This window comes from Anoxybacillus sp. ST4 (assembly GCF_019448545.1).
Classification (GTDB): Bacteria; Bacillota; Bacilli; order Bacillales; family Anoxybacillaceae; genus Anoxybacillus; species Anoxybacillus pushchinoensis.
The window spans coordinates 74,843-101,028 of the sequence record NZ_JAHZOE010000003.1 but is presented as its reverse complement, the minus strand read 5'-3'; the positions used below and the strand labels follow the sequence as shown (position 1 = coordinate 101,028).

Here is a 26,186-nt window from a genome sequence, read left to right as displayed (position 1 = left end):
ATAACACCCGTGCTTCCATTTCAACAACTTTTAATCTAATTTTTCGCCGTTTAAAATGCCTGATTGTTGTAAATAGTCGCGAAGAAAGGCGTATTTATCGTCATGCCAAAAAGCTTGCGAATCAACGAGGCGAGCAGCGTCTTGACGGGCAACCTCTAAAATGCGATAGTCGTGAACGATGTCGCCAAGACGAAATTCAGGCATGCCGCTTTGTTTCGTGCCGAAAAAATCACCCGGTCCGCGCAGCTCTAAATCTTTTTCCGACAGCACAAAGCCGTCGTTCGTTTCCGTCATAATGCGCATGCGTTCTTTTCCCGTTTCTGACTTCGGATCAGCGACTAAAATGCAGTACGATTGGGCTTGTCCACGGCCAACTCGTCCGCGCAGTTGATGAAGTTGGGCAAGACCGAACCGATCCGCATCGTAAATAACCATAACGGTTGCGTTCGGGACGTTTACACCGACTTCGACAACGGTTGTAGATACTAAAATATGAATGTCGTTGGCGCTAAACGCTCGCATCACTTCTTCTTTTTCTTCTGAAGATAAGCGACCGTGCATTAATCCGATGCGATATCGCCCTTTATAGTAATGAGTAAGCATCGCATGGACATCGATTGCATTTTGAACATCGAGCTTTTCTGATTCTTCAATGAGCGGGCAAATGACGTATGCTTGATGTCCTGCATCAACTTGTTTAGCGATAAATTGAAATACGCGCTCAAGCATATCGTGCTTCACCCAGTACGTCTCGATCTTTTTTCTCCCTTTTGGCATTTCATCAATGATGGAGACGTCCATTTCTCCAAATGCTGTAATGGCCAGCGTGCGCGGAATGGGCGTTGCTGTCATAAACAACACATCAGGCGATTGCCCTTTTTCACGCAAAATGCGACGCTGTTCCACCCCAAAACGATGTTGTTCGTCCGTAATGACCGCTCCGAGTTTCGCAAAATTCACGTCATCTTGAATGAGCGCGTGCGTACCAACAACGACATGTACTTCACCAGCTGCAAGTTGCTCAAGCAGCTGCTTTCGCCTTTTTCCTTTCACCGAGCTCGTCAACAGTCGGACGTCAATTCCCATCGGCTCAAGCAGCGCACGAAGCGATTCAGCATGCTGTTCAGCTAAAATTTCTGTCGGCACCATCAACGCCCCTTGATATCCTGACAAATGGACGGCATATAATGCGATGGCGGCGACAACTGTTTTCCCGGAACCGACGTCCCCTTGAAGCAATCGATTCATGCGATATGGAGATGTTAAATCTTGTACAATTTCGCGCACAACACGCTGCTGAGCATTCGTTAGCGGAAATGGAAGCGATTGAATAAAAGCTTGAAGCTGTTCATTAGAAAAACGATGTGCGATGCCAGGCGACTGTTCGCGACGGTATTTTTTCAACGCTTGCATTTTCAATTGGAAAAGTAAAAATTCCTCATAAACGAGCCGGCGGCGCGCTTGCTTAAGTTGTTCGTGCGAAAGCGGCATATGAATCGCTCGAATGGCGTCACGTTTTGAAATAAGTCGATACGCTTGCAGCAGCTCGCTCGGTAATGGGTCGATGATTGCATCGCCGTATTGTTGTAGCGCGAGCGCAATCAATCGGCGCATCCCTTTCACCGTCACATTCCCGCGTGTAGAATAGATCGGTTCAATTTCTTTTTGTTGTTTCATTTCACCGACATGTAAATGTTGTACGGTGATCATTTGCCGATGTTTATCCCATTTTCCTGTCATCGTCACCGTCTCATGCAAAGCAAGTTTCTTTTTTAAATATGGCTGGTTAAAGCAGACGGCTGTCACTAAAAACCGATCAACGAGCACGCGAAACGTCAACCGCGACTTTTTTTTACTATAGTATGTGAGCACTGGCTCGCTATACACTTTGCCGACAATCGTCACTTTTTCATCGTGTTTTGCTTCTTCTAACGGACATATACGATAATCTTCATAACGAAAAGGGAAGTGATACAACAGTTGTTCAATTGTATCAATTCCCATTTCATGAAGTGCAGCTGCTGTTTCTTCACCAATTCCTTTGACCGCTGTGACTGCTTGTTGTAGTATGTCACTCACGTTTTTCATTCGGCTTGCCGAAAATGCTCGCTTCAAATCGACGAGCAGTCGGCGTCGCCGCTAACCCTCCTTGTGCTGTTTCTTTTAAGGCGACTGGCATCGTTTGACCGATGCGGAACATCGCTTCAATGACTTCATCGCACGGAATGCGACTTTGTATGCCGGCAAGCGCCATATCAGCAGCGATCATCGCATTCGCCGCTCCGATGGCATTTCGCTTCACGCACGGCACTTCCACTAAACCTGCTACCGGATCACAGACGAGGCCGAGCATATTTTTTAAAGCGATCGCCATCGCTTCTGCCGCTTGTTTTGGCGTCCCTCCTGCCATCTCTACGAGCGCCGCCGCCGCCATGCCTGCCGCGGAACCGACTTCTGCCTGGCATCCTCCTGCTGCTCCCGAGATTGAGGCGTTATTTGCGACGACAAATCCGAACGCACCAGCGGTAAATAAAAACTCAACCATTTGTTCGCGTGTCGGGTTTAATTTTTCCTTGACCGCAAACAACGTACCTGGAACAACCCCAGCGGAACCTGCTGTCGGCGTAGCACAAATCATCCCCATCGCCGCGTTCACTTCGTTCGTGGCCATCGCCTTGCTTACGGCATCTAAAATCGTCTCTCCCGATAAAAATTGACCGCGTGCAATGTATTGTTGCAAGCGAGTAGCGTCGCCGCCCGTTAATCCTGAATGCGAGCGGACGCCCGCTAATCCGCGCAACACCGCTTGCTCCATCACTTGTAAGTTTTTCTCCATTTGAGCGACAATGTCCTCCCGGCTTCGCTCTGTCACTTCCATCTCTTGTCGAATCATCACTTCTGCAATTTTGATTTGTTCCCGTTCTGCCCGTTCAACAAGTTCTGCTACATTTCGAAACATCGTCGTCTCCCCTTTGCGCCGCTTTAGTCTACAATTTTTGTTACATCAATAATATGTGGTAACGTTTTTAATTGCTCTACAATCGCATCGTCAATATTTTGATCCACTTCAATCGTCATAAGCGCTTGTTTTCCTTTTTCTTTGCGCGACACTTCCATATGGCCAATATTGATCGCATATTTCGCCAATACGTTAGCCACGCCTGCAATCGCTCCGTAACGGTCGTTATGCATAATTAAAAGCGCAGGATGATGGCCGGACAGCTTCAACTCAAATCCATTGAGTTCAATAATTTCGATTTTCCCGCCGCCGATGGAAATGCCAACAAGTTCCAGCTCACCTTGGTCGTCACCGAGGCGAATTTTTGCTGTGTTTGGATGAGGCGGAATCGCTTCTTCTTCGTGAAACGTAATGCGAATGCCCTCTTGCTTGGCGATGTGCAACGACGTTTTCATCCGTTCATCAAACGTATCGAAGTTTAATAACCCGCCAACGATCGCCACATCTGTTCCATGCCCTTTATACGTTTCAGCAAACGAGCCGTAAAAGAAAATATCAGCCCAAGTTGGCTTTCTTCCAAATAAACGGCGCGCCACTTTTCCAATGCGAACTGCTCCTGCCGTATGAGAGCTCGACGGACCGATCATAATGGGACCTATAATATCAAATACGCTCCGATATTTCATTTTCCATTCTCCCCTTTGTCATCTTCATGAAAAAGAAGGGGACGTTTTCCCCTTCTACTCAATTGCAAAAATAAATGGATATAACGGCTGACCACCGCGATGTGTTTCTACTTCAACGTGTGGGAATTGTCGTTCAACAAATTGAACAACGTGGGCGATTTGTTCATCGGTCGCATCTTCACCGGAAAGAACCGTTACAATTTCATCTTCTTCGCCAATCATATTGATAAGCAACGTCTCGACAACGTAAGCAAGCTCTTTATGAGATACGACAATTTTCCCATCGGCAATTCCCATATAATCATCTTTATTGATTTCGACACCATCAATATTTGTATCGCGCACAGCGAACGTCACTTGTCCCGTTTTGACGCGAGCAAGCGCCTCAGTCATCGCTTTTTCGTTTTCTTCTTTCGATGCGGAAGGGTTAAACGAGAGCAAGGCTGTCATCCCTTGTGGAACAGTTTTCGATGGAATGACGACAACGTGACATGAAGCGACAGAAGCGGCTTGTTGAGCTGCTAAAATAATATTTTTATTGTTCGGCAGCACAAATACCGTTTCCGCATTTACTTCTTCAATCGCTTTCACAATGTCTTCTGTGCTCGGGTTCATCGTTTGTCCGCCTTCGATCACAGCATGGGCACCGATGCTTTGAAATAGTTCAGCGATGCCATCCCCCATCGCTACCGCAACGATGCCGTACGGGATACGCTCTTGTTTTTTCGGCGGCTGCACTTCTTGATGAACAATACTCGCATGCTGTTCGCGCATGTTTTCAATTTTTATGTTAATTAAACTTCCGTAACGTTGCGCATAAGTGAGCACTTCACCCGGTTGTTCAGCGTGAATGTGTACTTTGACAAGCTCATCGTCTGCAATGACAAGAAGCGAATCACCGAAGCGGCTTAAATCTTGACGAAACGCTTCCTCGCTGAACGGATGTTTCGCTACTTTGTCTTGCTCAAATTTCACCATAAATTCCGTACAATAACCAAATTCAATATCTTCGGCGCTTATATGGCTTTGAACGCTACGATGATGTTCGGTACGAACGAGTTGCTCCATCGATACCGTTTCCGCCTGTGCGACCGTCTCGCCTTTTAATGCGGCCAAAAACCCTTCGTACACAAAGACGAGCCCTTGTCCACCGCTATCAACGACGCCTACTTCCTTTAGCACAGGAAGCAAATCTGGCGTACGTTTAAGCGACGCTTTCGCTTCTTTTAACGTTTCCTCCATGACGGCAACGATGTTTGTCTCTTTTTTGGCAACGTCAACTGCCCGTTTCGCTGCGTCTTTCGCAACCGTTAAAATCGTTCCTTCGACCGGCTTCATAACAGCTTTATACGCCGTCTGAACTCCCGCTTCTAGCGCAGCTGCAAACTCTTTGCTGTTTACTTCGCTTTTTTGCTCAATTGCTTTCGCAAACCCGCGAAACAGCTGGGATAAGATGACGCCTGAGTTTCCGCGCGCGCCCATTAACAGCCCTTTTGCTAAGGCGCTCGCCACTTTGCCGATATGGTCAGATACTTGATTTTTTACTTCTTTCGCACCAGACGTCATCGACAAGTTCATATTCGTTCCTGTATCTCCGTCTGGAACAGGGAAGACGTTTAATGCGTCAACTGTTTTTGCATTGTTTGCTAAATGTGCCGCGCCTTGCAACACCATTTGCGCAAAGCGTTTTCCCTCTAATGTTGTAATTGCCACCGACTATTTCCTCCTCACTTACGGATTCGTGACACGAACCCCTTGAACGTAAATGTTGATCGATTGAACAGATAAGCCTAACGTTTTATCTAGCGTATACTTTACTTTCGTTTGTACGTTGTGCGCTACTTCGGAAATTTTCGTGCCGTAGCTAACGATGACGTATAAATCAATATGCACTTCATCGTTTTCTTGCCGTACAACAATTCCTTTCGCGAAGTTTTCGCGACGTAACATTTCAGCAATTCCGTCTTTCAGTTGGTTTTTTGATGCCATGCCAACAATACCGTAACAATCTACTGCCGCTCCCCCGGCAATCGCTGCAATGACATCGTTGCTAATTTCAACACGACCATATTTCGTTTGTAATTCAATGGACATCGCTCAAGTCCCCTTTCTTGTTAGGTAGCTAACGCCATTGTACTATACTCGGCTTATTTTTAAAAGCTTCTACCCATAGTATATTTACCCGAAATAGAAAACGGATGTCAAGGTTATTTTCTTGAAACAGTTGATCGGAAGTATTGCAATCCGTTTTTATGTATGATAAATTATAGTAGTGTTTTGAGCACGTAGTTTGGCAAGTGAGGAGGGAAACAAAATGGCAAAATGCTTTGTGACTGGTAAGAAAAAATCATTCGGAAACGCTCGTTCTCACGCAATGAATGCGAGCCGCCGCACATGGAAAGCAAACCTTCAAAAAGTTCGCATTTTAGTTGACGGAAAGCCAAAGCGCGTTTGGGTTTCTGCTCGCGCATTAAAATCCGGAAAAGTAGAACGTGTGTAATAGAAAAAAGCACCAATCATTTGGTGCTTTTTATCCTTTTTTGAACGAGTTTAACATCGCCCGTACAATCCCACCTAAAAACTTCGGCAACTTAATCGTATAAAATTTCATCATCATTCCCTCCCCTACTGTGCACACTCTTCCATCATTATATTCATCTCCGCACAAATCGTACCTCGAAGCGTTATTTTTCATCCTTGCTTCTTATCATCATTAATATGCCTTCAGTAAATGAAAAAGTACCAAAATGATGGATAAGTTCGTTGCTGACGCATAATGTCGATCCGAGCGGCACATCGTGCGCATCGAGAGGGTATTTAAACCCACGAAGCGTCAACGCGCGAATCGGGGTCAACGGAATAAATGAAACATACCGGTATTCATCTTTTTTAGCAACGACATGTTTCCCGTTGCGATGAAGCGTAACGATATTTTGACGATCAATTAACTCAATTTGTCCGTCTTCTCCCTTAAATAATAGTTGAACGTTACCGAATAGATGATCGAGCCGTCCCCCTGTCGCTCCAAACAATCGAATTTTTTCCGCTTCTTGTTCAAGCGCCCACTCAAGTGCAATGTCTGTATCCGTTTGATCTTTTTCAGACGGCCATATGTCGATGTGCGGCAATTGCGTTTGTAATTGTTGCAACTCTTGCTCGCTTATCGAGTCAAAATCGCCGAACGCCCTTTTCGGTACGATCCCTTCAGCTAGCAACGTCAAGACGCCGCGATCGACCCCTATCCAGTATACATCTTCGTTATCATATGCAGACAAATGCGGCAATACATTCGTTGGTCCACCCGCAACAATATGAACAATCAATTTTCATCGCCCCTCCTAATAAAGAAGGATGTGTCAAGATGACACACCCTCACGAATTGTACGAATCGCCTGTGCGCGATCGGCTTGGTTATAAATAGCTGATCCCGCAACGAGAACGTTCGCACCTGCTTCCACGCAAAGCTTAGCCGTTTCGGCGTGAATGCCACCGTCTACTTCAATTTCAACAGAAAGCCCTCGTTCGCGGACGAGCGTGGCACATGAACGAATTTTTGGCAACACAGCCGGAATAAACGATTGTCCGCCAAATCCTGGATTAACCGTCATAAATAAAACTAAATCTACATCTTCAATAACATGTTCAATCATTGTCAACGGCGTATGTGGATTTAATGCGACACCCGCTTTCACGCCGTGCTCTTTCATCAGATGAATTGTACGATGTAAATGTGGACAAGCTTCAACGTGCACAGTTAAATAGTCAGCACCTGCTTTTGCAAACGTCGGAATATAGCGATCTGGCTGCTCAATCATTAAATGAACGTCAAGCGGCAATTTCGTCACAGGGCGGATCGCTTCAACGATAAGCGGCCCAATTGTCATGTTTGGGACGAAATGACCGTCCATCACATCGACATGAATGTAATCGGCTCCTCCGCGCTCGACGTCTACAATTTCCTCACCAAGCTTAGCAAAGTCGGCAGATAAAATAGATGGTGCAATTTTAATCATATTTAATACCTCGGCTTTCGTTCCTTAATTTCTTCAATAAAGCTAACATAATGTTCGTAGCGGTAAGAAGGAATGTCTCCTGATGCGAGCGCTTCTTTTACCGCACATTTCGGCTCAGCTGTATGCGTGCAACCGCGAAACTTGCAATCGCCGCTTCTCGCAACAAACTCTGGAAAGCAAAGCGGCAATTGTTCGAGTTCTATCTCATCAAATTCTAGTGCGCTAAACCCCGGTGTATCTGCAACGAAACCACCGCCGATTTCGATTAACTCGACATGCCTTGTCGTATGTTTTCCGCGTCCGAGGTGATGGGAAATGTCGCCCGTTTTCAATTGCAATTCCGGGCGCAATGCATTTAATAAAGACGACTTCCCAACACCTGACTGCCCAGCAAACACAGATACTTTCCCTTCAAAATATGGCAACAACGCTTCAACAGTTTCGCGCGTTTGAACAGACACTTGTAATACATCGTATCCAATTTGGCGATAGTCACGAATATACTGTTCCAGACGCGGCTTCGTTTCATCATCCACTAAATCCATTTTGCTTACGACTATAATCGGACGAATGCCTTTAGACTCAATTAATACGAGAAAGCGGTCCAACAACCCTGGGCTAAAATCTGGCTCAACGGCCGAGAACACTAAAATAGCTTGATCGATATTGGCAATCGGAGGGCGGACAAGCTCATTTTTCCGCTCAAACACATCTAATATGTAGCCCTCTCGCTCATTTTCTGCCTGAAAAACGACATAATCGCCGACAAGCGGGGTTACTTTCCGCTTGCGAAACACCCCGCGCCCTCGGCATTGATACACTTGGCCGTCACTTAATACGTAGTAAAAGCCGCTTAGTGCTTTAATAATTTTTCCTTCTGCCATAACTCCCCTCCTTTTACGGTGTTTCCGGGTACGGTACAATGCCTTCGCGAACGACCGTATCGTTAACCACGACGCGATAACGTCCTTGCGTTCCTTGTTGAATAACGAACTCGACGCGCTCTTTCATCGTTTTCGTTAGTCGATATCGTTTGTACGGTTCAGAAAATTGGCGATTGGCATCTTCAATGTACAATTCGGCAATGACAGCTTCCCCGTCTTCGCTCGCTGTAGGCTCGTATGGAATCTCGATTTCTTGGACGACTTTTTTTGTCGTCACCGGTTCCTTTCCGAGCGAAATGACAACGGTAACGGTCGCTCCTTTCTCTAATCTCGCATTCGCTTGTGGCGTTTGGGAAATGACAAGCCCTTTTTCGACCGTGTCGGAATATTGCTGTTTGACGATGACGTACAGCTGTTGATCTGCCGCATAATCGCGCACGCTTTTTTCCGTGTACCCTGTTAAATCTTTTAAAATAATTTTTTCTGGTCCAAGGCTAACTGTAAAGCGTACTTCTGTTTCTTCCGGTACAACTTTTTCATTTGGAAGCGGAAATTGATCGATAATCGTTCCTGCCGGTTCGTCGCTATATACTTCTTTTTTACTAATAAGCAAATACTTTTCGGCGCGCAGTTGCGGTTCAACGTCGCTTATTTGCTCACCGATATAATTTTTGAACTCGACCTTTTTCTTTCCTATGCTTTTGTACACCGTTATCGCTGTACCTACTTTGACCAATTTTCCAGCTGATGGGTTGGTGCGAATGACGCGCCCCGCTTCGATGTCGTCATGCTCTTCTTCGATCGTTTCTTCGATTTTTAATCCTATCTCCGTCAATTCCGCGATCGCTTCGTCGTAATCTTTGTCTGTCACATCTGGAACGGTGACATCTTTCGGAAAAAACACGTTCGGAATCCATGTGACCACGCTCACCCCGATACCGATGAGCAAAAGAAGAAAAACAGTTAAGGCGATCATCCATTTTTTTTGCCGCTTTTCTTTTTGAATGGACACGTTTTCCTTTTTTTCTGATGCGGGAGATAGCGGCGGTTTCACGACCGGAATGACTTTCGTCTCTTCATCGTCATCTTCCGTCGGCAAAGAAAATTTTTCTTCGTTCATCCGCTCCGGCAAAAGAGCGGTGCGAATATGTTGTTGCATGTCTAGCGCGCTGTTGTAGCGATGCAACGGATTTTTTGCTGTCGCTTTCAACACAATGTTTTCTACGCTTTGCGGAACGTTCGGATTCCACCGCCGAACAGACGGCGTCTCAGTTTGTAAATGTTTTAATACGATCGCTACAGCGGACTCACCGGAAAACGGCAAATGACCTGTTAACAGCTCAAACATGACAATGCCGAGTGAGTAAATATCCGACTTTTCTGTCGCCATGCCGCCTTTTGCTTGTTCAGGCGATAAATAATGGACAGAACCGAGCACAGAATTCGTCTGCGTAATCGTCGTCGAGCTTAACGCAACAGCGATGCCAAAATCCGTCACTTTAATTGTTCCATCTTCTGCCACTAAAATGTTTTGTGGCTTAATGTCGCGATGAATAACCCCGTTTTGATGAGCGTGGGCAATCGCTCCTGTTAATTCATCCATAATGCGCAACGCTTCGTGAACAGAAAGGGGAGCGTGTTGTTGAATATATTGTTTCAACGTGCAACCACGCACATATTCCATCACCATGTAATAAATGCCGTCATCTTCCCCAACGTCATAAATGGTCACAATGTTTTCATGGTTTAAGCTTGTCGCCGCTTGCGCTTCACGACGAAAACGTTTAATAAATAAATGATCGTTAACAAAATCTAAGCGCAACACTTTCACTGCGACGTCGCGGTCTAAAATCATGTCTCTCGCTAAGTAAACGTTCGCCATCCCGCCGCCGCCGATCAATTGCAACACTTTATACCGATCGTTCAATCGTTTACCGATGAGCACGGGCGATCACCTACTTTCACTCACATCTAAAAATTGCACGATCGCTAACGTAATGTTATCTTCACCACCATGCTCGTTTGCCACATCAATGAGCGCTTGCGCTTTTTCTTCGAGCGAGCGATCGGACGTAAGTAAGTCGACCATCGTCTGTTCAGTCACTTTGTTTGACAGCCCGTCAGAACAAAGCAACAACATATCTCCTTCTTCAACAGAAACCGTTTTTACGTCCAATTGAATCGTTTGCTCTGTTCCGAGTGCGCGCAATAAGACGTGTTTTCGCGGATGATATTCCGCATCTTCTTTCGATAGTTGCCCGCTTTTGACGAGCTCATTGACAAGAGAATGATCTTCCGTCATTTGTTGAAACCCGTTCGCATTCAATACGTAGCACCGGCTATCTCCAATATGCCCGATCGTTGCAAATTGTTTCGTGCAAATGGCTGCCACAATCGTTGTGCCCATGCCTTGGCAATGATCGTTCGTTTGGGAATGGTGAAAGAGCGATTCGTTTACTTTCATGACGTGTTCCTTTAACCACGCTTCCGCTTGTTGAGGAGATGAGATCGCTTCTGTTTCTTCCCAAAACTGTTTTAATTGCGTCATCGTCATTTCACTCGCTACATCGCCAGCACGGTGACCGCCCATCCCGTCGGCGACAACAGCTAAATAATCACCCGCTCGATTAATAAACACACCGCCGTTATCTTCGTTATGCGACCTAATTTTACCGACATCCGTCTGAAAAACCGCCTTCATACATGCACGACACTCGCACGAGTATCGCTTCCTCCCTTCTGTATGTGTATCCCGTTTACGCTTTCGTTTCTTCTTTCCGCTCCTTCGCTCTTAGCTGTCCGCATGCCGCATCGATGTCATGCCCTTGTTCACGACGAATCGTGACGTTAATGCCATGCTTTTTCAACGTCTTTTCAAACGCAAAAATTTGCTCGCGCGGCGTTCGAACGTAATTGCGTTCAGGGACGTAGTTCACCGGAATTAAATTCACATGGCATTTCAATCCTTTAATTAGCTTCGCTAGCTCTTCTGCATGTTCAATTTGGTCGTTTACCCCACCGAATAAACCGTATTCAAATGTGACGCGACGCCCTGTTTTTTCGATGTAATAACGTACCGCTTCCATTAATTCTGGCAATTTGTAAGCGCGGTTAATCGGCATAAGCTTCGTGCGCAATTCTGTATTTGGCGCATGCAATGAAATCGCAAAGTTAATTTGCATATTTTCATCGGCAAATTGATAAATTTTCGGAATAATGCCGCTCGTCGATACAGTAATGTGACGCGCGCCGATATGCAGCCCTTTCGGATGGTTGACAATTTTTAAAAACTTCATCAGTTCATCATAGTTGTCGAACGGCTCGCCAATGCCCATCACGACGATGCTGCTTACTCGTTCATTCGTTTCATCAAGCGCTTTTTGTACTTTGACGACTTGCGCAACAATTTCACCTGCTTGTAAATTTCGTTTTAATCCGCCTAATGTCGAAGCACAAAACGTACAGCCGATTCGGCAACCAACTTGGGTCGTGACACAAATGGAATTCCCGTAGTCATGGCGCATAAGTACCGTTTCGATCGAATAGCCGTCGTGAAGTTCAAATAAAAACTTCATCGTGCCATCTTTTGACGTTTGCTGCACGAGCGTGTTTAGCGTCGTGATGACAAAATGCTCATTTAGCCGTTCGCGTAACGTTTTTGGAATGTTCGTCATCTCTTCAAATGACGCAACTCGTTTTTGGTATAGCCATTCAAATATTTGCGTGGCGCGAAACGGCTTTTCTCCTTGCTGTTCCACCCAACTTTGCAAGTCTTCTAAACGCATCGAGTAAATGGATGGTTTCATATCATTTCACCTTTCTTTTCAATGTTGCGATAAAAAATCCGTCGCTACATACGTAATGTGGAAGCAATTGCAACATGCCGTCATGCACATATGGCGCAACCGATGACGGGAGACGGGAAGCGAGCGTTTCGTCGCGCTCATATTGAGGATGCTCATGTAAAAACTTAGCGATCACCTGTTCATTTTCTTCCCGGTCGACTGTGCATGTGCTATATACAAGCGTTCCGCCACGTTTTAATAGCGGAGCAACCGCCCGTAAAATGTCCAATTGAATATCGGCTAGTTGCGCGACATCTGTTTCGTTTTTCGCATATTTAATTTCCGGCTTTCGACGAATGACGCCAAGCCCTGAGCACGGGGCATCAACTAATATGCGATCAAACGTTTCGGCATGAAATTGCGTATAGGCTTGACGACTATCGAGTTGTTTCGCTTCAATATTCGACAAATGCAGCCGTTTTGCCTGCTGTTCAATGAGATTTACTTTATGGTCGTGAATGTCTAACGCAACGACGCGCCCGCGACCATTCATTCGTTCAGCAATATGCGTCGTTTTTCCACCCGGCGCGGCGCAACAATCTAAAACGACGTCCGTCTCATTTGGAGAAAGAGCATAAGCGACGAGCATCGAACTTTCGTCTTGAATCGTAATGAGCCCTTCGTGAAACACGCTCGTTTTCGCAGCGTTTCCGTTTGTCATTTTTATCCCTGCCGGCACGACGGAAGAAGGAACAGCGTCAATGTCTTCTTGTTTTAAGCGGGCGATCACTTCTTCAACTGTCGCGCGCGTCGTGTTGACGCGAGCGGTTTGTTCAGGCGGTAAGTTGTTCGTTTCACACATTCGTTTCGTCTCATCCCATCCGAACTGTTCGACCCACCGGCGCACGAGCCAAAGTGGATGGCTCGTGGCAACGGCGAGACGTTCGAGATCATCTTTTACTTCATCGAATGAACGCACCCCTTGGCGCTGAATGGAGCGCAATACGCCGTTCACGAGCGAGGCGATGCCGCGATGCCCTCTCCGCTTAGCTATTTCTACCGCTTCAAACAACACGGCGCGATCAGGAATACGATCTAAATATATCATTTGATAAAGCGACATCCGCAGCAACATGCGCACCCAATGTTCAATTTTCCCTTTAATAAACGGTTGTAAATAGTAATCGAGCGTATCGCGACGTTGTATTGTTCCGTACACTAATTCCGTTAAAAGCGCCACGTCTTGGGGAGATAATTTGTTCGTTTCAATCGTATGATGTAATGATAAATTGCTATATGCCCGTTTTTTTTCAATATCTACTAGCACATCTAATGCTAAGTTTCGCACGTTTTTTTTACTCATTCGCCCCTCCTAATACTGTCCCAATTTCAATCGTCGTGCCGCGCAAAAAGTCGGTCGCACTCATTTTTCGCTTTCCGGCTGGTTGCAGCTCGGTTATTTTTATCGCTGTTCCGTTTCCTGTCGCAACGATGATGCCATCTTTCTCAACGGCGATCATCGTGCCCGGTTTTGCTGGAGAAGGAGCTGGCACTTTTTCTCCCCACCAAATTTTCCAACGTTCACCACCATATGTCGTATAGGCGACAGGCCACGGATTCATGCCGCGAATATGGTTGTAAATGTCTTCCCCATCTTTTTCCCAATCAATTCGTTCTTGTTCTGGTTTAATGTTGTACGCAAACGTCGCTTTGGCGTCGTCTTGCTTGATCGGTGTAATGTCACCGCGAAGCAATTTCGGAATCGTCTCAGAAAGCAGTTTCGCCCCAGCTTCGCTCAGCTTATCGTGCAACGTTCCGACCGTATCGCGTTCGTCGATCGGCACTTCCACTTGCGTCAATATGTCGCCTGCATCTAGTTTTTCAACCATATACATAATCGTAATGCCCGTTTTTTCTTTCCCTTGCAAAATCGCATAATGAATCGGCGCCCCTCCGCGCAACTCCGGCAAAAGCGACGCATGAACGTTAATGCAGCCGTACTTTGGCGCGTCAAGGAGCGGCTTCGGTAAAATTTGTCCAAATGCCGCCGTTACGATAAGATCCGGTTGCAAGGCGAGCACTTGCTCGTATTGCTCTCGTTCGCGAATTTTTGTCGGCTGCAACACAGGAATGCCGTATGATTGTGCTGTCACTTTCACAGGAGGTGGCGTCAACTGTTGTTTCCTCCCTTTCGGCTTGTCGGGCTGCGTCACGACACCAACGACGTTGTATCCATCTTTCACGAGCTGTTCTAAAACCGGCACGGCAAAATCAGGCGTGCCCATAAATACGATGTTCATCCGTCGATCTCTCCTTCTTCATAATAGCGAATAACTTTTGACGTAAATAAGATGCCGTGCAAATGGTCAATTTCATGTTGTAATGCGCGCGCTAAAAAGCCTGTCGCTTCAATTTCAAACGGGCGCCCACGACGGTTTTGCGCACGTACTTTTACGTATTGAAAACGCTTCACTTCCCCAAATAGTCCTGGAAAACTTAAACATCCTTCTGGCCCGATTTGTTCGCCGCTCTGTGCAACGATGATAGGATTGATTAATTCGATGCGCCCATGACGGTCACCGACGTCAACGATCGCAATTTGTTGATCGATGCCAATTTGCGGAGCAGCTAAGCCGACCCCATCGGCCGCCATCATCGTATCGTACATGTCGTTTAATAGCTTAGTTAGCTTTCGGTCAAATACGGTGACCGGCTGACAAACGGTTTCTAAAATAGATGCAGGATATGTCACAATCGGTAAAATGGCCAAAACAGTTCCTCCCTTATTTACATCATCATATATGGGTTTAAATCGACTGTAATCGTTACATCGCCGCGCGCCATTTCGCGCTGATAATGTTCAATAATCGTGCGGAGCGCCGTTGTTAAGTTCGCTTCCCGCTTGTATTTTATCATGCATTGGTAACGATATCTATCATTCATCCGCGCAATCGGAGAAGCGACTGGGCCGAGCACAACCGACTCAGCGGACAAATGTTTCTTCAAATGGGCGGCAATTTTCTCCGCTATGCTTACACCTTTAAGCGGATCGAGGTGCGCTACTGTAATGAGCGCTAAATAGTAAAACGGTGGATACCCGTGTTTTTTTCGATTGATCATTTCACGCTCATAAAACGCTTCAAAATGGTGATCGGCAGCGAGCTGAATGCTGTAATGTTCCGGGGTGTACGTTTGAATAACGACTTCGCCAGGAAGATGATGCCTTCCTGCTCTGCCACTTACTTGCGTCAACAGTTGAAACGTTTTTTCCGCCGCGCGAAAATCAGGCACGTGGAGCATCGTGTCAGCAGCTAACACACCGACTAATGTAACGTTCGGAAAATCAAGCCCTTTGGCGATCATTTGTGTTCCGAGTAAAATGTCTGCTTTTCCTTCCCCAAATTCATTCAACAATCGTTCATGCGCTCCCTTTCGGCTCGTCGTATCAACGTCCATGCGAATGACGCGCGCTTCGGGGAGAAGCTTTGTTAATTCTTCTTCGACTTTTTGTGTCCCAGTCCCAAAAAAGCGAATATGCTCGCTTTGGCAAGCAGGGCAATGCGAAGACATGCGTTGTTCATAACCGCAATAATGGCATTTTAGTTGCTGTTGGACGCGATGATACGTGAGTGAGATGTCGCAATGCGGACATTGAATGACATGACCGCAATCACGGCACATCACGAAAGATGAATAGCCACGACGATTTAAAAATAAGACGGATTGTTCTCCTTTTCGTAACCGCTCCGTTAATTTTTCAAATAAAAGACGGGAAAACATCGAACGATTCCCTGCTCGCAATTCTTCTCGCATATCGACAATATCAACAGGGGGGAGCGCATGATCGTTCATGCGCTTCGTTAACGTCACTTGCTTGTATACCCCTTTTTTCGCACGCGCAAACGATTCAAGCGATGGCGTGGCGCTGCCGAGCACGACAGGACATCGATGATAGCGGCCGCGAAAAATAGCAACATCGCGCGCATGATAGCGCGGTGACTCTTCTTGTTTGTAGCTCGTTTCATGTTCCTCATCAATAATGATGATGCCAATGTTTTCAAACGGTGCGAAAATGGCTGATCGTGCCCCTACGACAAGTTGCACTTCTTTTCTCTGAATTTTTCGCCACTCATCGTACTTTTCACCGAGCGATAAGCCGCTATGCAAAACGGCTACTTTTGAGCCGAATCGTTCTTTAAACCTTTTCACCATTTGCGGAGTAAGCGAAATTTCAGGCACGAGCACAATGGCTTCTTTTCCTTTTTTTAGGACGAGGTCAATCGCTTGCATGTACACTTCCGTTTTTCCGCTTCCTGTAACACCGTACATTAAAAAAACGTCGTGAACGTCTTGCGCGATGGCTTGTCCGATATCGTGTAGCGCTTGTTGCTGTTCATCCGTTAAGGCGAGCGGCGTTGTTTTCGCAAATGATTGGTTCGCATACGGATCGCGATATACCTCTTTCTCTTTTACGACAACGAGCTGTTTGTTGACGAGGGATTGAATGGTTGATCGAGTGCTATTTGTCTCATGCAACAACTGTTTTAACGGTAAAGTGCGTGCGGTAAGCAAACGTTCAAGCACTTGCTTTTGTTTGATCGATTGCTTTGGAAGCGACGTAAATATACGTGTCACATGTTCGTCACTTCCACACAATTCAACCCACTTCTCTTTCTTTATTTTTCCTTTCTCTTCAACACGGTAAACGACTTCAATATGGCCGTTTGCAATTTCTTTTTGCAACAGGCGCACGTATGGTGTTTTTTCGACGTCGCTCCACGGAATCGTCAGACGGTCGCCAAATAGCGCTCGCACATCTTCATGGACGAGCGATATATGTCGCTCAATTAAACGAATGTCTTTCTCATATTTTGCTTTCATCGCCGCAGGTAACATCGCTTGAAATGCCGACACCATGAAACAAAGCGTCGTTTCGGCAAGCCATTTCCCTAATTGAAGCAATTCCTCATGAAAGACGGGAACGACATCAAAGAGAGAATGGATAGGCTTTAACTGTTCGAGCGGCATATCGGTCGTTTCTTTTACTTCAATGACAAACCCTTGTAATAAGCGAGTGCCAAATGGCACGGTGACACGCATCCCGGCTTGCACAACGCCGACGAGTTCAGCTGGGATGATGTAGTCAAATGGACGATCGGTTTGACTCGCAGGGATGTCAACAATGACAGAAGCAATCGTCATAGGCGTCCCTCAATTTCATCATAAACTTCGCGTAAAATTTCTTTCGCCACTTCCGATTTCGGTAAAAGCGGAAGTCGTTTTGCTGTTCCGTCTCGCTTAAATATCGTGACGATATTTGTATCCGTCCCGAAACCTGCCCCTTCTTGGACGACGTTGTTAGCAACAATCATATCCGCGTTTTTGCGCGCTAACTTCTCTTTTGCGTATCGTTCAACATCGTTCGTCTCCGCCGCAAAACCGACTAAAAATTGATGCGTTTTTCGTTCGCCGAGCGTTTGTAAAATATCGATCGTTCGCTCTAACACGACCGTATAATCCCCTTGTTGTTTTTTTATTTTATTATCAGCGACATATTTCGGGCGATAGTCCGCTACGGCAGCTGTTTTGATAACGATATGGCTGTCGTGAAAATGCTTCATCACTTCTTCGTACATTTGTTGTGCGCTTTCTACGCGAACGATATTTACACCAGCAGGGCTAGGAAGCGATGTCGGTCCCGAAATGAGGACGACATCCGCACCGAAGTCGCGCGCGGCTTCGGCGAGCGCGTAGCCCATTTTCCCTGTTGAATGATTGCTGAAAAAGCGAACAGGATCGAGCTTTTCGCGCGTCGGGCCAGCGGTTACGAGCACTTTTTTTCCTTTCAACAACGCCTCTGTCGCCATATGTTGTTCAAGCAACGAAACAATCGTTTCTGGCTCTTCTAATCGCCCTTTGCCTACATAGCCGCATGCAAGCAGCCCTTCAGCCGGCTCAATGAAACGATAGCCGAACGACTGCAATATGCGCATATTTTGTCGCACGGCCGGATGTTCGTACATATGGACGTTCATCGCTGGCGCGAGCCAAACCGGCGCTTTCGTCGCAAGCAAAACGGTTGTGACCATGTTATCCGCTATACCGTGCGCGAGTTTGGCGAGCGTGTTTGCTGTGGCAGGGGCAACGAGTACGACGTCTGCCCAATCAGCTAAATCAATGTGCGCAATGACATCTGGCTTCTTTTCATCAAACGTATCGACGTACACCTCGTTTTTACATAACGATTGAAACGTGAGTGGTGTAACAAATTGACGAGCAGCTTCGGTCATGACGACTTTGACGTTCGCTCCCGCTTGTACAAGTTTGCTTGTGAGCGTTGCCGCTTTGTATACGGCAATGCCGCCTGTAACGCATAACAATATGTTTTTTTGTTGAAGCATCGACGTTGCCCCTTTCATACGGTATTTGTAAAAAAATAACAACCTAAAACTAGGTTGTCGTAAATAGTTTATTGCGTTGCTTCCTCTTCGCTAACGACTTCAATATGACCTGCCGCAATTTCTTCTAACGCCTTGCCAACAAACTTTTTCGATACAGGTTTTTCAATCGTTAAATCATTTTTTACTTGCAGTTGGCGAGCGCGTTTTGCCGCAACCGTTACGAGCGTATATTTGGAATCTAGTTTCGTCATGAGTAAATCAATCGAAGGATATAACATGTCACTCAGCCTCCAACATCTTTTTATATCGTTGTGCGACGCGTTCACGCCGGCAATGTTCTGCCACGACAATCGCTTTAATGCGTTCACAAGCAAGCTCGACTTTGTCGTTTTCGACGACGTAATCGTACGCATCCATCATTTCTAATTCTTCTTTTGCCGCCTTTAAACGATCGCGAATAAGCTCTTCTGATTCCGTTCCGCGCGTCTCAATTCGCTTTCGCAATTCGCTTAAACTTGGCGGGGCTAAGAAAATAAAGAGCGCCTCTGGGAACACTTTGCGAACTTGCATCGCTCCTTGCACTTCAATTTCTAAAAAGACGTCTTTTCCTTCTTGTAACGTCTTTTCTACGTACTCAATTGGCGTACCGTAATAATTGCCAACATATTCTGCCCATTCTAGCAACTCATTGTTGCGAATCATGTGTTCAAACTGTTCGCGCGTTTTGAAAAAGTAATCGACACCGTCCACTTCGCCTTCGCGCGGCTGGCGCGTTGTGACGGAAATGGAATATTGCAGTTGAATATCTGGCTGCGAAAACAACGCTTTTCGTACCGTTCCTTTCCCAACGCCAGACGGTCCCGATAAAACGATTAATAATCCTCGTTCTTTCACGTTTATCCCTACCCTTCTATCATAAACAAACTACTCCACATTTTGCACTTGTTCTTTAATTTTTTCAAGGGCGCTTTTCATTTCAACGACTTCTGAAGCAATATGGCGGTCGTTCGCTTTCGAACCGATCGTATTCATTTCGCGATTCAGTTCTTGAACGAGAAAGTCAAGCTTGCGCCCGACAGCCCCACCTTCCGAGACGATGCGACGAAACTGTTCAATATGGCTATATATGCGTTTTAACTCTTCATGAATATCGACTTTTTCCGCAAACAAAGCGACTTCCATCAACAGCCGTTGCTCATCTACAACGCCTTGCACAAATTCTTGCATTCGTTTATGTATGCGATCGCGATAAGAAGCGACGACCGTCGGCGCGAGCTGTTCAATGCGACGGGCACCTTGTTCAATCGTTTCAAGTTGCGCAAGCAGATCGGCTAAAAGCGCTTTTCCTTCCCGTTCGCGCATATGCTTCAGCTGCTCAACCGCCTCTTTTGTCGCTTGTAAAAGTAAAGAGAGAAGCGCATCATTTTCAAGCGGCTGCTCCGTCATTTCGACCGCACCTGATAGCATATGTACAACATCTCGAAGCGATACATCGTCCGTCAAGTGAAACCGACTGCGCACATCGGTTAGTAGACGATAATACGCATTAACAAGCTGCCAATCGACATGCACCGTTCGTTCAACAAGCTGTTCCCCTTCGATGGTAATCAATACTTCAATACGTCCACGTGCAATATGTTCTGTAATGACTCTTTTTATTTTATCTTCAAACATCATCCACTGTCTAGGCATGCGGATCGAAATTTCGCAAAAACGGTGGTTGACCGATTTCATTTCCACCGTAACGCTTATGTTTTCATTTTCTTTTTTTGCTCGACCAAACCCTGTCATGCTGACGATCATATTCTCACATCCATCGTACATATGAAATAAAAGAAGGTAACAGATGAGCTCCATTACCTTCTCTCATTATAACATATATCGCTATATGACGAAAACATTTCATGCACGTCGGCGCGCAAATAATGAACCGGCCAATAAAAATGTTGGAATGGACGATAACCCAACAATAAGCAACCAATCCGCTAGAGGAAGCGAAACGGTATGGAAAATCGGCTGAAGCGGTGGATAATAAATGACAATAAGCAGCAACAGCAGCGACGACAACACCGCGAGCACTAAATACATATTTTCAAACGGATTGCGGTGAAACACCGATCGTTCGCTTCGGCAATCGAAAACGTGAATGAGCTGGGCAAGCACAAGCGTCGCGAAGGCGACGGTTTGCGCATACGTCAAATCTTCAGGATGACGCGTATGCACGACGAGAAAAGCAAGAAGTGTCACGATGCCGATTAAAAACCCACGGCTAACAATTTTCCAACCGAGCCCGCGCGCAAAGACGCCTTCTTTCGGATGGCGCGGCGGTCGTTTCATGACGTTATCTTCCGCAGGATCTAAGCCGAGCGCCATCGCTGGCAGCCCATCGGTCACGAGATTGACCCATAAAATTTGAATTGGAACGAGCGGAAGTGGAAGCGCTAAAATCATCGCAAACAACATAACTAAAATTTCACCGACGTTTGATGCAAGCAAGTAGCGAATAAATTTACGAATATTTTCATAAATGTTTCGTCCTTCTTCAATCGCTGCTTTAATCGTCGCGAAGTTATCATCTAACAGCACGAGCGACGCTGCTTCTTTTGATACGTCTGTTCCGGTCACGCCCATCGCGATGCCGATGTTGGCTGTTTTAATCGCCGGGGCATCGTTAACACCATCGCCTGTCATCGCGACGATATGCCCTCGTTTTTGCAACGCTTGCACAATTTTTAATTTATGCTCTGGTGATACGCGCGCAAAAACGTACACATCTTCAACGACATCTTCTAGTTCATCGACAGACAACGTCGATAACGTCTTTCCGTCCATTACTTTTCCGTTTGGTGGCAACATGTGAAGCTGCTGGGCGATCGCTTTCGCGGTTAAAATATGGTCGCCTGTAATCATCACCGTTTTAATGCCCGCTTTTTTACATTCCGCAATCGCTTGCTTCACTTCTTTTCGTGGCGGATCGATCATCCCTTGTAAGCCGACAAACGTTAAATCGCTCTCTGCGTTCGTTTCATCGTTTACCTTTTCTGTCGGTGAAAGCGGACGATACGCGATCGCGATCGTCCGTAACGCTTCCGACGCAAGCATGTTGACCGTTTGCTGTACCGTTTTCCGCTCTTGTTCGCGAAGCGGTTTAGCTTCATTGTTGATATATATGAATCGGCAACGATCAAGCAACATATCAGGCGCGCCTTTTGTAACGATCCAGCGTCGATTTGAGCGATCTTTCACGATGACTGTCATCATTTTGCGCGTGGAGTCAAACGGAAATTCATGTTCGACTGTAAATTCGTGAGCGATTTTTTCTTTCGTCCATCCAGCTTTCGCCGCAGAAACGACGAGCGCGCCTTCTGTCGGATCGCCATCGATCATATACGTTTTTCCTTTTTTCTTTATTTCCGCATGATTGCATAGCGCACCGAACAACAATAATTGTTGAAGCTGCTTATCAGGCTTTTCCTCTTTTCCGTTATAAAAAAAACGTCCTTCCGGTTCATACCCCGTCCCGCTGACCGTCCATAATCGATTGTTTGTCCATACGCGCGTCACCGTCATTTGATTTTCGGTCATCGTTCCTGTTTTATCGGAACAAATGACAGACGCGCATCCGAGCGTCTCGACAGCAGGAAGCTTGCGCACGATGGCGTTTCGCTTCATCATTCGTTGCACGCCGAGCGCGAGCACGACGGTAACGATAGCTGGCAATCCTTCTGGAATGGCGGCAACCGCAAGCGATACACCGGCTAAAAACATGTCATATAACGCATGTCCTTGCCAAACGCCGAGCACGACGACGAGCGCCGTAAGAGCTAAAGCGATCACGATTAAAATTTTTCCTAGCTGTTCGAGCTTCCGCTGCAATGGTGTCACCATCGTCGGTGCTGACTGCAATAAGTGAGCGATTTGTCCCATCGCCGTATTCATTCCCGTTCCAACGACGATGCCGACGCCGCTCCCTTTCGTCACGAGCGTGCCCATAAACGCCATGTTTGTGCGGTCGCCTAGCGCGGCATCTTGCACAAGTGGAGCCGTTTGTTTTTCTACAGGAAGCGACTCGCCCGTCAATGACGATTCTTCAATATATAGTCCTTTTGCTTCAATGATGCGCACGTCCGCTCCAATTCGATCACCGCTTGTAAATTTTACAATATCGCCAACAACAAGCTGAGCGGACGGCACTTTTCTCCATTCCCCATCACGCAAAACAAACGATTCCGGGGCAGATAGCTTTTTTAATGCCTCGAGCGATTTTTCTGCCCGCCGTTCTTGTACAAATCCTAAACACGCATTCATGATGACAATCGCTACAATCGCGATCGCATCAATATACTCTCCTAGCATAGCTGAAATGGCTGTTGCCGCCAACAAAACGAGCACCATAAAATCTTGAAACTGTCCAATAAATTGTTTTAGCGCGGACGGTTTTTTTTCTTCTGCTAACTCATTTGCACCAAACTGTTTTAGCCGTTTTTTCGCTTCTTTTTCCGTTAATCCTGATGACATGTTTGTATGGACTTGTTGTGCAACTTGTTCAACACGTAATCCGTGCCAGCTCATTTCTCTCCCCCTTCCGCTTGTCTTATCTATGACAGCTTATTCAGGCATGTACGAAAAAATGATATGGTATAATGAAAAGAAAAAAAGAGAAAGGTGTTTCTTATGTCGTTTGACGGAGTATTTACATATGCCATGACAAAAGAATTACAGCGAGCGCTTGTCGGCGGACGCATTTCGAAAATTTATCAGCCGTTTCCGCACGAATTATTGCTTCATATTCGCTCGCACGGAAGCAATTATAAATTGTTGTTATCTGCCCATCCGACGTATGCGCGCATGCATATAACAAACGAAACGTACGACAACCCTCACGAGCCGCCGATGTTTTGTATGTTGTTGCGCAAACATATGGAAGGAGGAATCATTGAAGCGATTACGCAAGTCGATTTTGATCGCATCGTCATCATTCACGTAAAAACAAGAAACGAGCTCGGCGATGTTTGTACAAAACAGCTCATCGTCGAAATGATGGGCCGCCACAGCAACATCATTCTCGTCGATGCACAGACGAATACGATCATCGACAGCGTGAAACATCTTTCGCCTGCGGTCAACCGTTACCGGACGGTTCTTCCAGGGGCGCCGTATATTTCGCCGCCGTCGCATAATAAAATGAATCCGCTTGAGGCGACAGAAGAAACGGTAGTAAAAAAAATCGATTTTCTCGCTGGAAAACTAGCTGATCAACTCGTCGCCACATTTATGGGCATCTCGCCGTTGTTTGCGCGCGAAGTTGTCCATCGAGCTGGGCTAGCTAATCGAGCAACGTTGCCGAAAAGCTTTATGTCACTCATCGCAGAAGTGCGAAATGAAGCATTTACTCCGTGTATATATCGCGGACAAAAAGAAATATTTTACGCTTTACCTCTTACGCATATGGACGGGGAAGTGCAGTCGTTTGCTACGTTCAGTGAGATGCTCGATCGCTTTTACTTCGGAAAGGCCGAACGCGACCGCGTCAAACAACAAGCACACGACTTAGAGCGGTTTGTCACAAATGAAAAAGCGAAAAATGAGAAAAAGCTGTTGAAATTAGAAAAAACGTTAGAGGAAGCAAAGCAGGCGGAACAATACCGACTATATGGGGAATTGTTAACCGCAAATCTTTATGCAGTCAAACGCGGAATGAATGAAGTGGAAGTCGTCAACTATTACGACGAAAACGGGAGTACGATCACTATTCCACTCGATGAACAAAAAACGCCGTCCGAAAATGCACAAAGCTATTTTCAAAAATACCAAAAGGCAAAACATTCCATTTCGATCGTCCAAGAACAAATCGAACGAACAAAAGAAGAAATTGCATATTTTGACACGATCCTTCAACAGCTCGAAACCGCCTCGCCAAAAGATATTGATGACATTCGCGACGAACTGATCGAACAAGGCTATTTGCGCGCTAAAACGACAAAACAGAAAAAACAAAAGCCGCGCACGATCGAGCTTGAGCGCTACGTATCGAGCGACGGCACCGACATTTTTGTCGGCAAAAATAATAAACAAAACGACTATTTGACGAACAAATTCGCAAGCAAAGACGACATTTGGCTTCATACGAAAGACATCCCAGGCTCCCACGTCGTCATTAAAAGCAAGCAACCGTCTGAACAGACGATCATCGAAGCCGCTCATTTAGCCGCTTACTTCAGCAAAGCGCGCCATTCTAGTTCCGTTCCGGTCGACTATACGCGCGTCCGCTACGTCAAAAAACCGAGCGGCGCCAAACCGGGCTTTGTCATTTACGAAAACCAACAGACCGTTTACGTCACACCGGATGAGGAGTTGGTTGTGCGGATGAAAAACCCCGTCTAAATGTTAGGCGGGGTTCATATGTAATCAAAATTTTTTGTCATTTTTACGTTCTCTCTTTGTCGAATGATGGTATAATAGAAACGGAAAAAGGAGGTGAGATGGGTGGAACAGTTGTTGCAGCGCATTTTTGATGAGCTTTCATTTTTGCGAGCAAACATGGCAACAAAGGACGACGTCGCCGCGTTAAAAGATGACATTCGGGCATTAGAAAGTCGCGTCAACCATATTGAACAAACGATGGCAACAAAAGACGACATCATCAGTATCGAGCAACGCATGGCCACGAAAGACGATATCGCTGCTGTGAATAAGCGCATCGATCAAATCGAGCAAACGATGGCGACGAAAGATGATATCATCAGTATCGAGCAACGCATGGCTACAAAAGATGATATCGCTGCTGTGAATAAGCGTATCGATCAAATCGAGCAAACGATGGCGACGAAAGATGATATCATCAGCATCGAGCAGCGCATGGCTACAAAAGATGATATCGCTGCTGTGAATAAGCGCATCGATCAAATCGAGCAAACGATGGCGACGAAAGATGATATCATCAGTATCGAGCAGCGCATGGCTACAAAAGATGATATCGCTGCTGTGAATAAGCGCATCGATCAAATCGAGCAAACGATGGCAACGAAAGATGATATCATCAGTATCGAGCAGCGCATGGCTACAAAAGACGATATCGCAAGCATCGAGCAGCGCATGGCTACAAAAGACGATATCGCAAGCATCGAGCAGCGCATGGCTACAAAAGACGATATCGCAAGCATCGAGCAGCGCATGGCGACGAAAGATGATGTGGCGCTTGTGCCAGCAATTCGTGAAATGGTTGGGCAGTTGATGGAACGAATGACTGTTGTAGAGTTGCATGTGCAAGAAATTCCAGCCATGAAACAGCAAATCGAACAGTTGTCGCAACAAATGGAAGAAGGGTTCGAGAAAATAGCGCATCAAGAAACGATTCTACAAGCACTATCACTCCGTTCGATTCAACAAGCAAACGATATCCACTACTTAAAAACAAACGCTGTTTCCACTAAATGAACATAAGATAAAAAAGGGTGT

At 46.1% G+C, this 26,186-nt stretch carries 24 protein-coding genes; 3 read left to right on the top strand and 21 right to left on the bottom strand.

Translation table 11 applies throughout. The annotated features are described in order from the left end of the window. Nucleotides 1–30: 30 nt before the first annotated feature. The 5 genes from recG to K1I44_RS03755 are packed head-to-tail and all read right to left on the bottom strand — an operon-like array spanning nt 31 to nt 5,739. Nucleotides 31–2,079, bottom strand: coding sequence for an ATP-dependent DNA helicase RecG (gene recG, locus K1I44_RS03775; RefSeq protein ID WP_219985320.1), 2,049 nt, complete (start codon nt 2,077–2,079; stop codon nt 31–33). Further along, nucleotides 2,072–2,959: an L-serine ammonia-lyase, iron-sulfur-dependent, subunit alpha gene (gene sdaAA / locus K1I44_RS03770; RefSeq protein ID WP_003394979.1), complete on the bottom strand. Its 888-nt coding sequence runs from the start codon at nt 2,957–2,959 to the stop codon at nt 2,072–2,074. The genes recG and sdaAA overlap by 8 nt, the downstream gene beginning before the upstream one ends. A gap of 23 nt (nt 2,960–2,982) precedes the next feature. Then, nucleotides 2,983–3,645 carry an L-serine ammonia-lyase, iron-sulfur-dependent subunit beta gene (gene sdaAB, locus K1I44_RS03765; protein ID WP_219985319.1) on the bottom strand — a complete coding sequence of 221 codons (663 nt, stop codon included), beginning with the start codon at nt 3,643–3,645 and terminating at the stop codon, nt 2,983–2,985. Between the two features lie 54 nt (nt 3,646–3,699). Further along, nucleotides 3,700–5,358 (bottom strand): DAK2 domain-containing protein, encoded by a 1,659-nt coding sequence (locus tag K1I44_RS03760; RefSeq protein ID WP_219985317.1) that lies wholly within the window; start codon nt 5,356–5,358, stop codon nt 3,700–3,702. A gap of 18 nt (nt 5,359–5,376) precedes the next feature. Continuing rightward, nucleotides 5,377–5,739 carry an Asp23/Gls24 family envelope stress response protein gene (locus tag K1I44_RS03755; RefSeq protein WP_003394986.1) on the bottom strand — a complete coding sequence of 121 codons (363 nt, stop codon included), beginning with the start codon at nt 5,737–5,739 and terminating at the stop codon, nt 5,377–5,379. A 220-nt stretch (nt 5,740–5,959) separates the two neighbouring features. Here K1I44_RS03755 and rpmB point away from each other — a divergent pair, with 220 nt between their 5' ends. Next, the gene (rpmB, locus tag K1I44_RS03750) at nt 5,960–6,145 is read left to right on the top strand and encodes a 50S ribosomal protein L28 (RefSeq protein WP_003394988.1); all 186 of its coding nucleotides are present in this window, start codon (nt 5,960–5,962) and stop codon (nt 6,143–6,145) included. A 30-nt stretch (nt 6,146–6,175) separates the two neighbouring features. Here rpmB and spoVM read toward each other — a convergent pair whose 3' ends face one another. From spoVM to K1I44_RS03670, 16 genes are all read right to left on the bottom strand, one after another. Then, nucleotides 6,176–6,256, bottom strand: coding sequence for a stage V sporulation protein SpoVM (gene spoVM, locus K1I44_RS03745; protein ID WP_003394991.1), 81 nt, complete (start codon nt 6,254–6,256; stop codon nt 6,176–6,178). Nucleotides 6,257–6,329: 73 nt separating this feature from the next. After that, entirely contained in the window at nt 6,330–6,968 is a 639-nt protein-coding gene (locus K1I44_RS03740; RefSeq protein WP_003394993.1) for a thiamine diphosphokinase, read from the bottom strand. A gap of 33 nt (nt 6,969–7,001) precedes the next feature. Then, entirely contained in the window at nt 7,002–7,658 is a 657-nt protein-coding gene (rpe, locus tag K1I44_RS03735; protein ID WP_003394996.1) for a ribulose-phosphate 3-epimerase, read from the bottom strand. A 2-nt stretch (nt 7,659–7,660) separates the two neighbouring features. Next, the gene (gene rsgA / locus K1I44_RS03730) at nt 7,661–8,542 is read right to left on the bottom strand and encodes a ribosome small subunit-dependent GTPase A (RefSeq protein WP_091700022.1); all 882 of its coding nucleotides are present in this window, start codon (nt 8,540–8,542) and stop codon (nt 7,661–7,663) included. A gap of 13 nt (nt 8,543–8,555) precedes the next feature. Beyond that, entirely contained in the window at nt 8,556–10,487 is a 1,932-nt protein-coding gene (pknB, locus tag K1I44_RS03725) for a Stk1 family PASTA domain-containing Ser/Thr kinase (RefSeq protein ID WP_219985316.1), read from the bottom strand. Nucleotides 10,488–10,493: 6 nt separating this feature from the next. Next, nucleotides 10,494–11,243 (bottom strand): Stp1/IreP family PP2C-type Ser/Thr phosphatase, encoded by a 750-nt coding sequence (locus K1I44_RS03720; RefSeq protein WP_003395002.1) that lies wholly within the window; start codon nt 11,241–11,243, stop codon nt 10,494–10,496. Nucleotides 11,244–11,298: 55 nt separating this feature from the next. Next, nucleotides 11,299–12,348: a dual-specificity RNA methyltransferase RlmN gene (gene rlmN / locus K1I44_RS03715; protein ID WP_219985315.1), complete on the bottom strand. Its 1,050-nt coding sequence runs from the start codon at nt 12,346–12,348 to the stop codon at nt 11,299–11,301. A 1-nt stretch (nt 12,349) separates the two neighbouring features. Further along, nucleotides 12,350–13,690: a 16S rRNA (cytosine(967)-C(5))-methyltransferase RsmB gene (gene rsmB / locus K1I44_RS03710; protein WP_003395006.1), complete on the bottom strand. Its 1,341-nt coding sequence runs from the start codon at nt 13,688–13,690 to the stop codon at nt 12,350–12,352. Then, nucleotides 13,683–14,627: a methionyl-tRNA formyltransferase gene (gene fmt / locus K1I44_RS03705; protein ID WP_003395007.1), complete on the bottom strand. Its 945-nt coding sequence runs from the start codon at nt 14,625–14,627 to the stop codon at nt 13,683–13,685. The genes rsmB and fmt overlap by 8 nt, the downstream gene beginning before the upstream one ends. Next, nucleotides 14,624–15,097, bottom strand: coding sequence for a peptide deformylase (gene def / locus K1I44_RS03700; protein WP_003395010.1), 474 nt, complete (start codon nt 15,095–15,097; stop codon nt 14,624–14,626). The genes fmt and def overlap by 4 nt, the downstream gene beginning before the upstream one ends. Before the next feature lie 17 nt (nt 15,098–15,114). Next, entirely contained in the window at nt 15,115–17,529 is a 2,415-nt protein-coding gene (gene priA, locus K1I44_RS03695) for a primosomal protein N' (RefSeq protein ID WP_003395012.1), read from the bottom strand. Further along, entirely contained in the window at nt 17,526–18,728 is a 1,203-nt protein-coding gene (coaBC, locus tag K1I44_RS03690) for a bifunctional phosphopantothenoylcysteine decarboxylase/phosphopantothenate--cysteine ligase CoaBC (protein WP_219985314.1), read from the bottom strand. The genes priA and coaBC overlap by 4 nt, the downstream gene beginning before the upstream one ends. Nucleotides 18,729–18,796: 68 nt before the next feature. Next, nucleotides 18,797–19,006, bottom strand: coding sequence for a DNA-directed RNA polymerase subunit omega (gene rpoZ, locus K1I44_RS03685; protein ID WP_003395016.1), 210 nt, complete (start codon nt 19,004–19,006; stop codon nt 18,797–18,799). A gap of 1 nt (nt 19,007) precedes the next feature. Further along, nucleotides 19,008–19,622 carry a guanylate kinase gene (gene gmk, locus K1I44_RS03680; protein WP_003395019.1) on the bottom strand — a complete coding sequence of 205 codons (615 nt, stop codon included), beginning with the start codon at nt 19,620–19,622 and terminating at the stop codon, nt 19,008–19,010. A gap of 30 nt (nt 19,623–19,652) precedes the next feature. Further along, a complete protein-coding gene (locus tag K1I44_RS03675; RefSeq protein WP_219985313.1) occupies nt 19,653–20,531 on the bottom strand; it encodes a YicC/YloC family endoribonuclease in 879 nt (292 codons plus the stop codon). A gap of 99 nt (nt 20,532–20,630) precedes the next feature. Beyond that, nucleotides 20,631–23,300 carry a calcium-transporting P-type ATPase, PMR1-type gene (locus tag K1I44_RS03670; protein WP_219985312.1) on the bottom strand — a complete coding sequence of 890 codons (2,670 nt, stop codon included), beginning with the start codon at nt 23,298–23,300 and terminating at the stop codon, nt 20,631–20,633. A gap of 102 nt (nt 23,301–23,402) precedes the next feature. Here K1I44_RS03670 and K1I44_RS03665 point away from each other — a divergent pair, with 102 nt between their 5' ends. Both K1I44_RS03665 and K1I44_RS03660 read left to right on the top strand, forming a co-directional pair. After that, entirely contained in the window at nt 23,403–25,112 is a 1,710-nt protein-coding gene (locus tag K1I44_RS03665) for an Rqc2 family fibronectin-binding protein (RefSeq protein ID WP_219985311.1), read from the top strand. 102 nt (nt 25,113–25,214) lie between these two features. After that, nucleotides 25,215–26,165, top strand: coding sequence for a hypothetical protein (locus K1I44_RS03660; RefSeq protein ID WP_219985310.1), 951 nt, complete (start codon nt 25,215–25,217; stop codon nt 26,163–26,165). Nucleotides 26,166–26,186 lie beyond the last annotated feature (21 nt).

Coding starts and splice junctions, on each gene's coding strand:
- rlmN (WP_219985315.1), bottom strand. CDS start 12,348: ATGAAACCATCCATTTACTCGATGCGTTTAGAAGACTTGCAAAGTTGG.
- spoVM (WP_003394991.1), bottom strand. CDS start 6,256: ATGAAATTTTATACGATTAAGTTGCCGAAGTTTTTAGGTGGGATTGTA.
- K1I44_RS03675 (WP_219985313.1), bottom strand. CDS start 20,531: ATGATCGTCAGCATGACAGGGTTTGGTCGAGCAAAAAAAGAAAATGAA.
- K1I44_RS03670 (WP_219985312.1), bottom strand. CDS start 23,300: ATGAGCTGGCACGGATTACGTGTTGAACAAGTTGCACAACAAGTCCAT.
- rsgA (WP_091700022.1), bottom strand. CDS start 8,542: ATGGCAGAAGGAAAAATTATTAAAGCACTAAGCGGCTTTTACTACGTA.
- rsmB (WP_003395006.1), bottom strand. CDS start 13,690: ATGAGTAAAAAAAACGTGCGAAACTTAGCATTAGATGTGCTAGTAGAT.
- fmt (WP_003395007.1), bottom strand. CDS start 14,627: ATGAACATCGTATTTATGGGCACGCCTGATTTTGCCGTGCCGGTTTTA.
- K1I44_RS03755 (WP_003394986.1), bottom strand. CDS start 5,739: ATGTCCATTGAATTACAAACGAAATATGGTCGTGTTGAAATTAGCAAC.
- rpe (WP_003394996.1), bottom strand. CDS start 7,658: ATGATTAAAATTGCACCATCTATTTTATCTGCCGACTTTGCTAAGCTT.
- sdaAA (WP_003394979.1), bottom strand. CDS start 2,959: ATGTTTCGAAATGTAGCAGAACTTGTTGAACGGGCAGAACGGGAACAA.
- K1I44_RS03720 (WP_003395002.1), bottom strand. CDS start 11,243: ATGAAGGCGGTTTTTCAGACGGATGTCGGTAAAATTAGGTCGCATAAC.
- sdaAB (WP_219985319.1), bottom strand. CDS start 3,645: ATGAAATATCGGAGCGTATTTGATATTATAGGTCCCATTATGATCGGT.
- rpoZ (WP_003395016.1), bottom strand. CDS start 19,006: ATGTTATATCCTTCGATTGATTTACTCATGACGAAACTAGATTCCAAA.
- coaBC (WP_219985314.1), bottom strand. CDS start 18,728: ATGCTTCAACAAAAAAACATATTGTTATGCGTTACAGGCGGCATTGCC.
- priA (WP_003395012.1), bottom strand. CDS start 17,529: ATGACGATTGCTTCTGTCATTGTTGACATCCCTGCGAGTCAAACCGAT.
- rpmB (WP_003394988.1), top strand. CDS start 5,960: ATGGCAAAATGCTTTGTGACTGGTAAGAAAAAATCATTCGGAAACGCT.
- K1I44_RS03665 (WP_219985311.1), top strand. CDS start 23,403: ATGTCGTTTGACGGAGTATTTACATATGCCATGACAAAAGAATTACAG.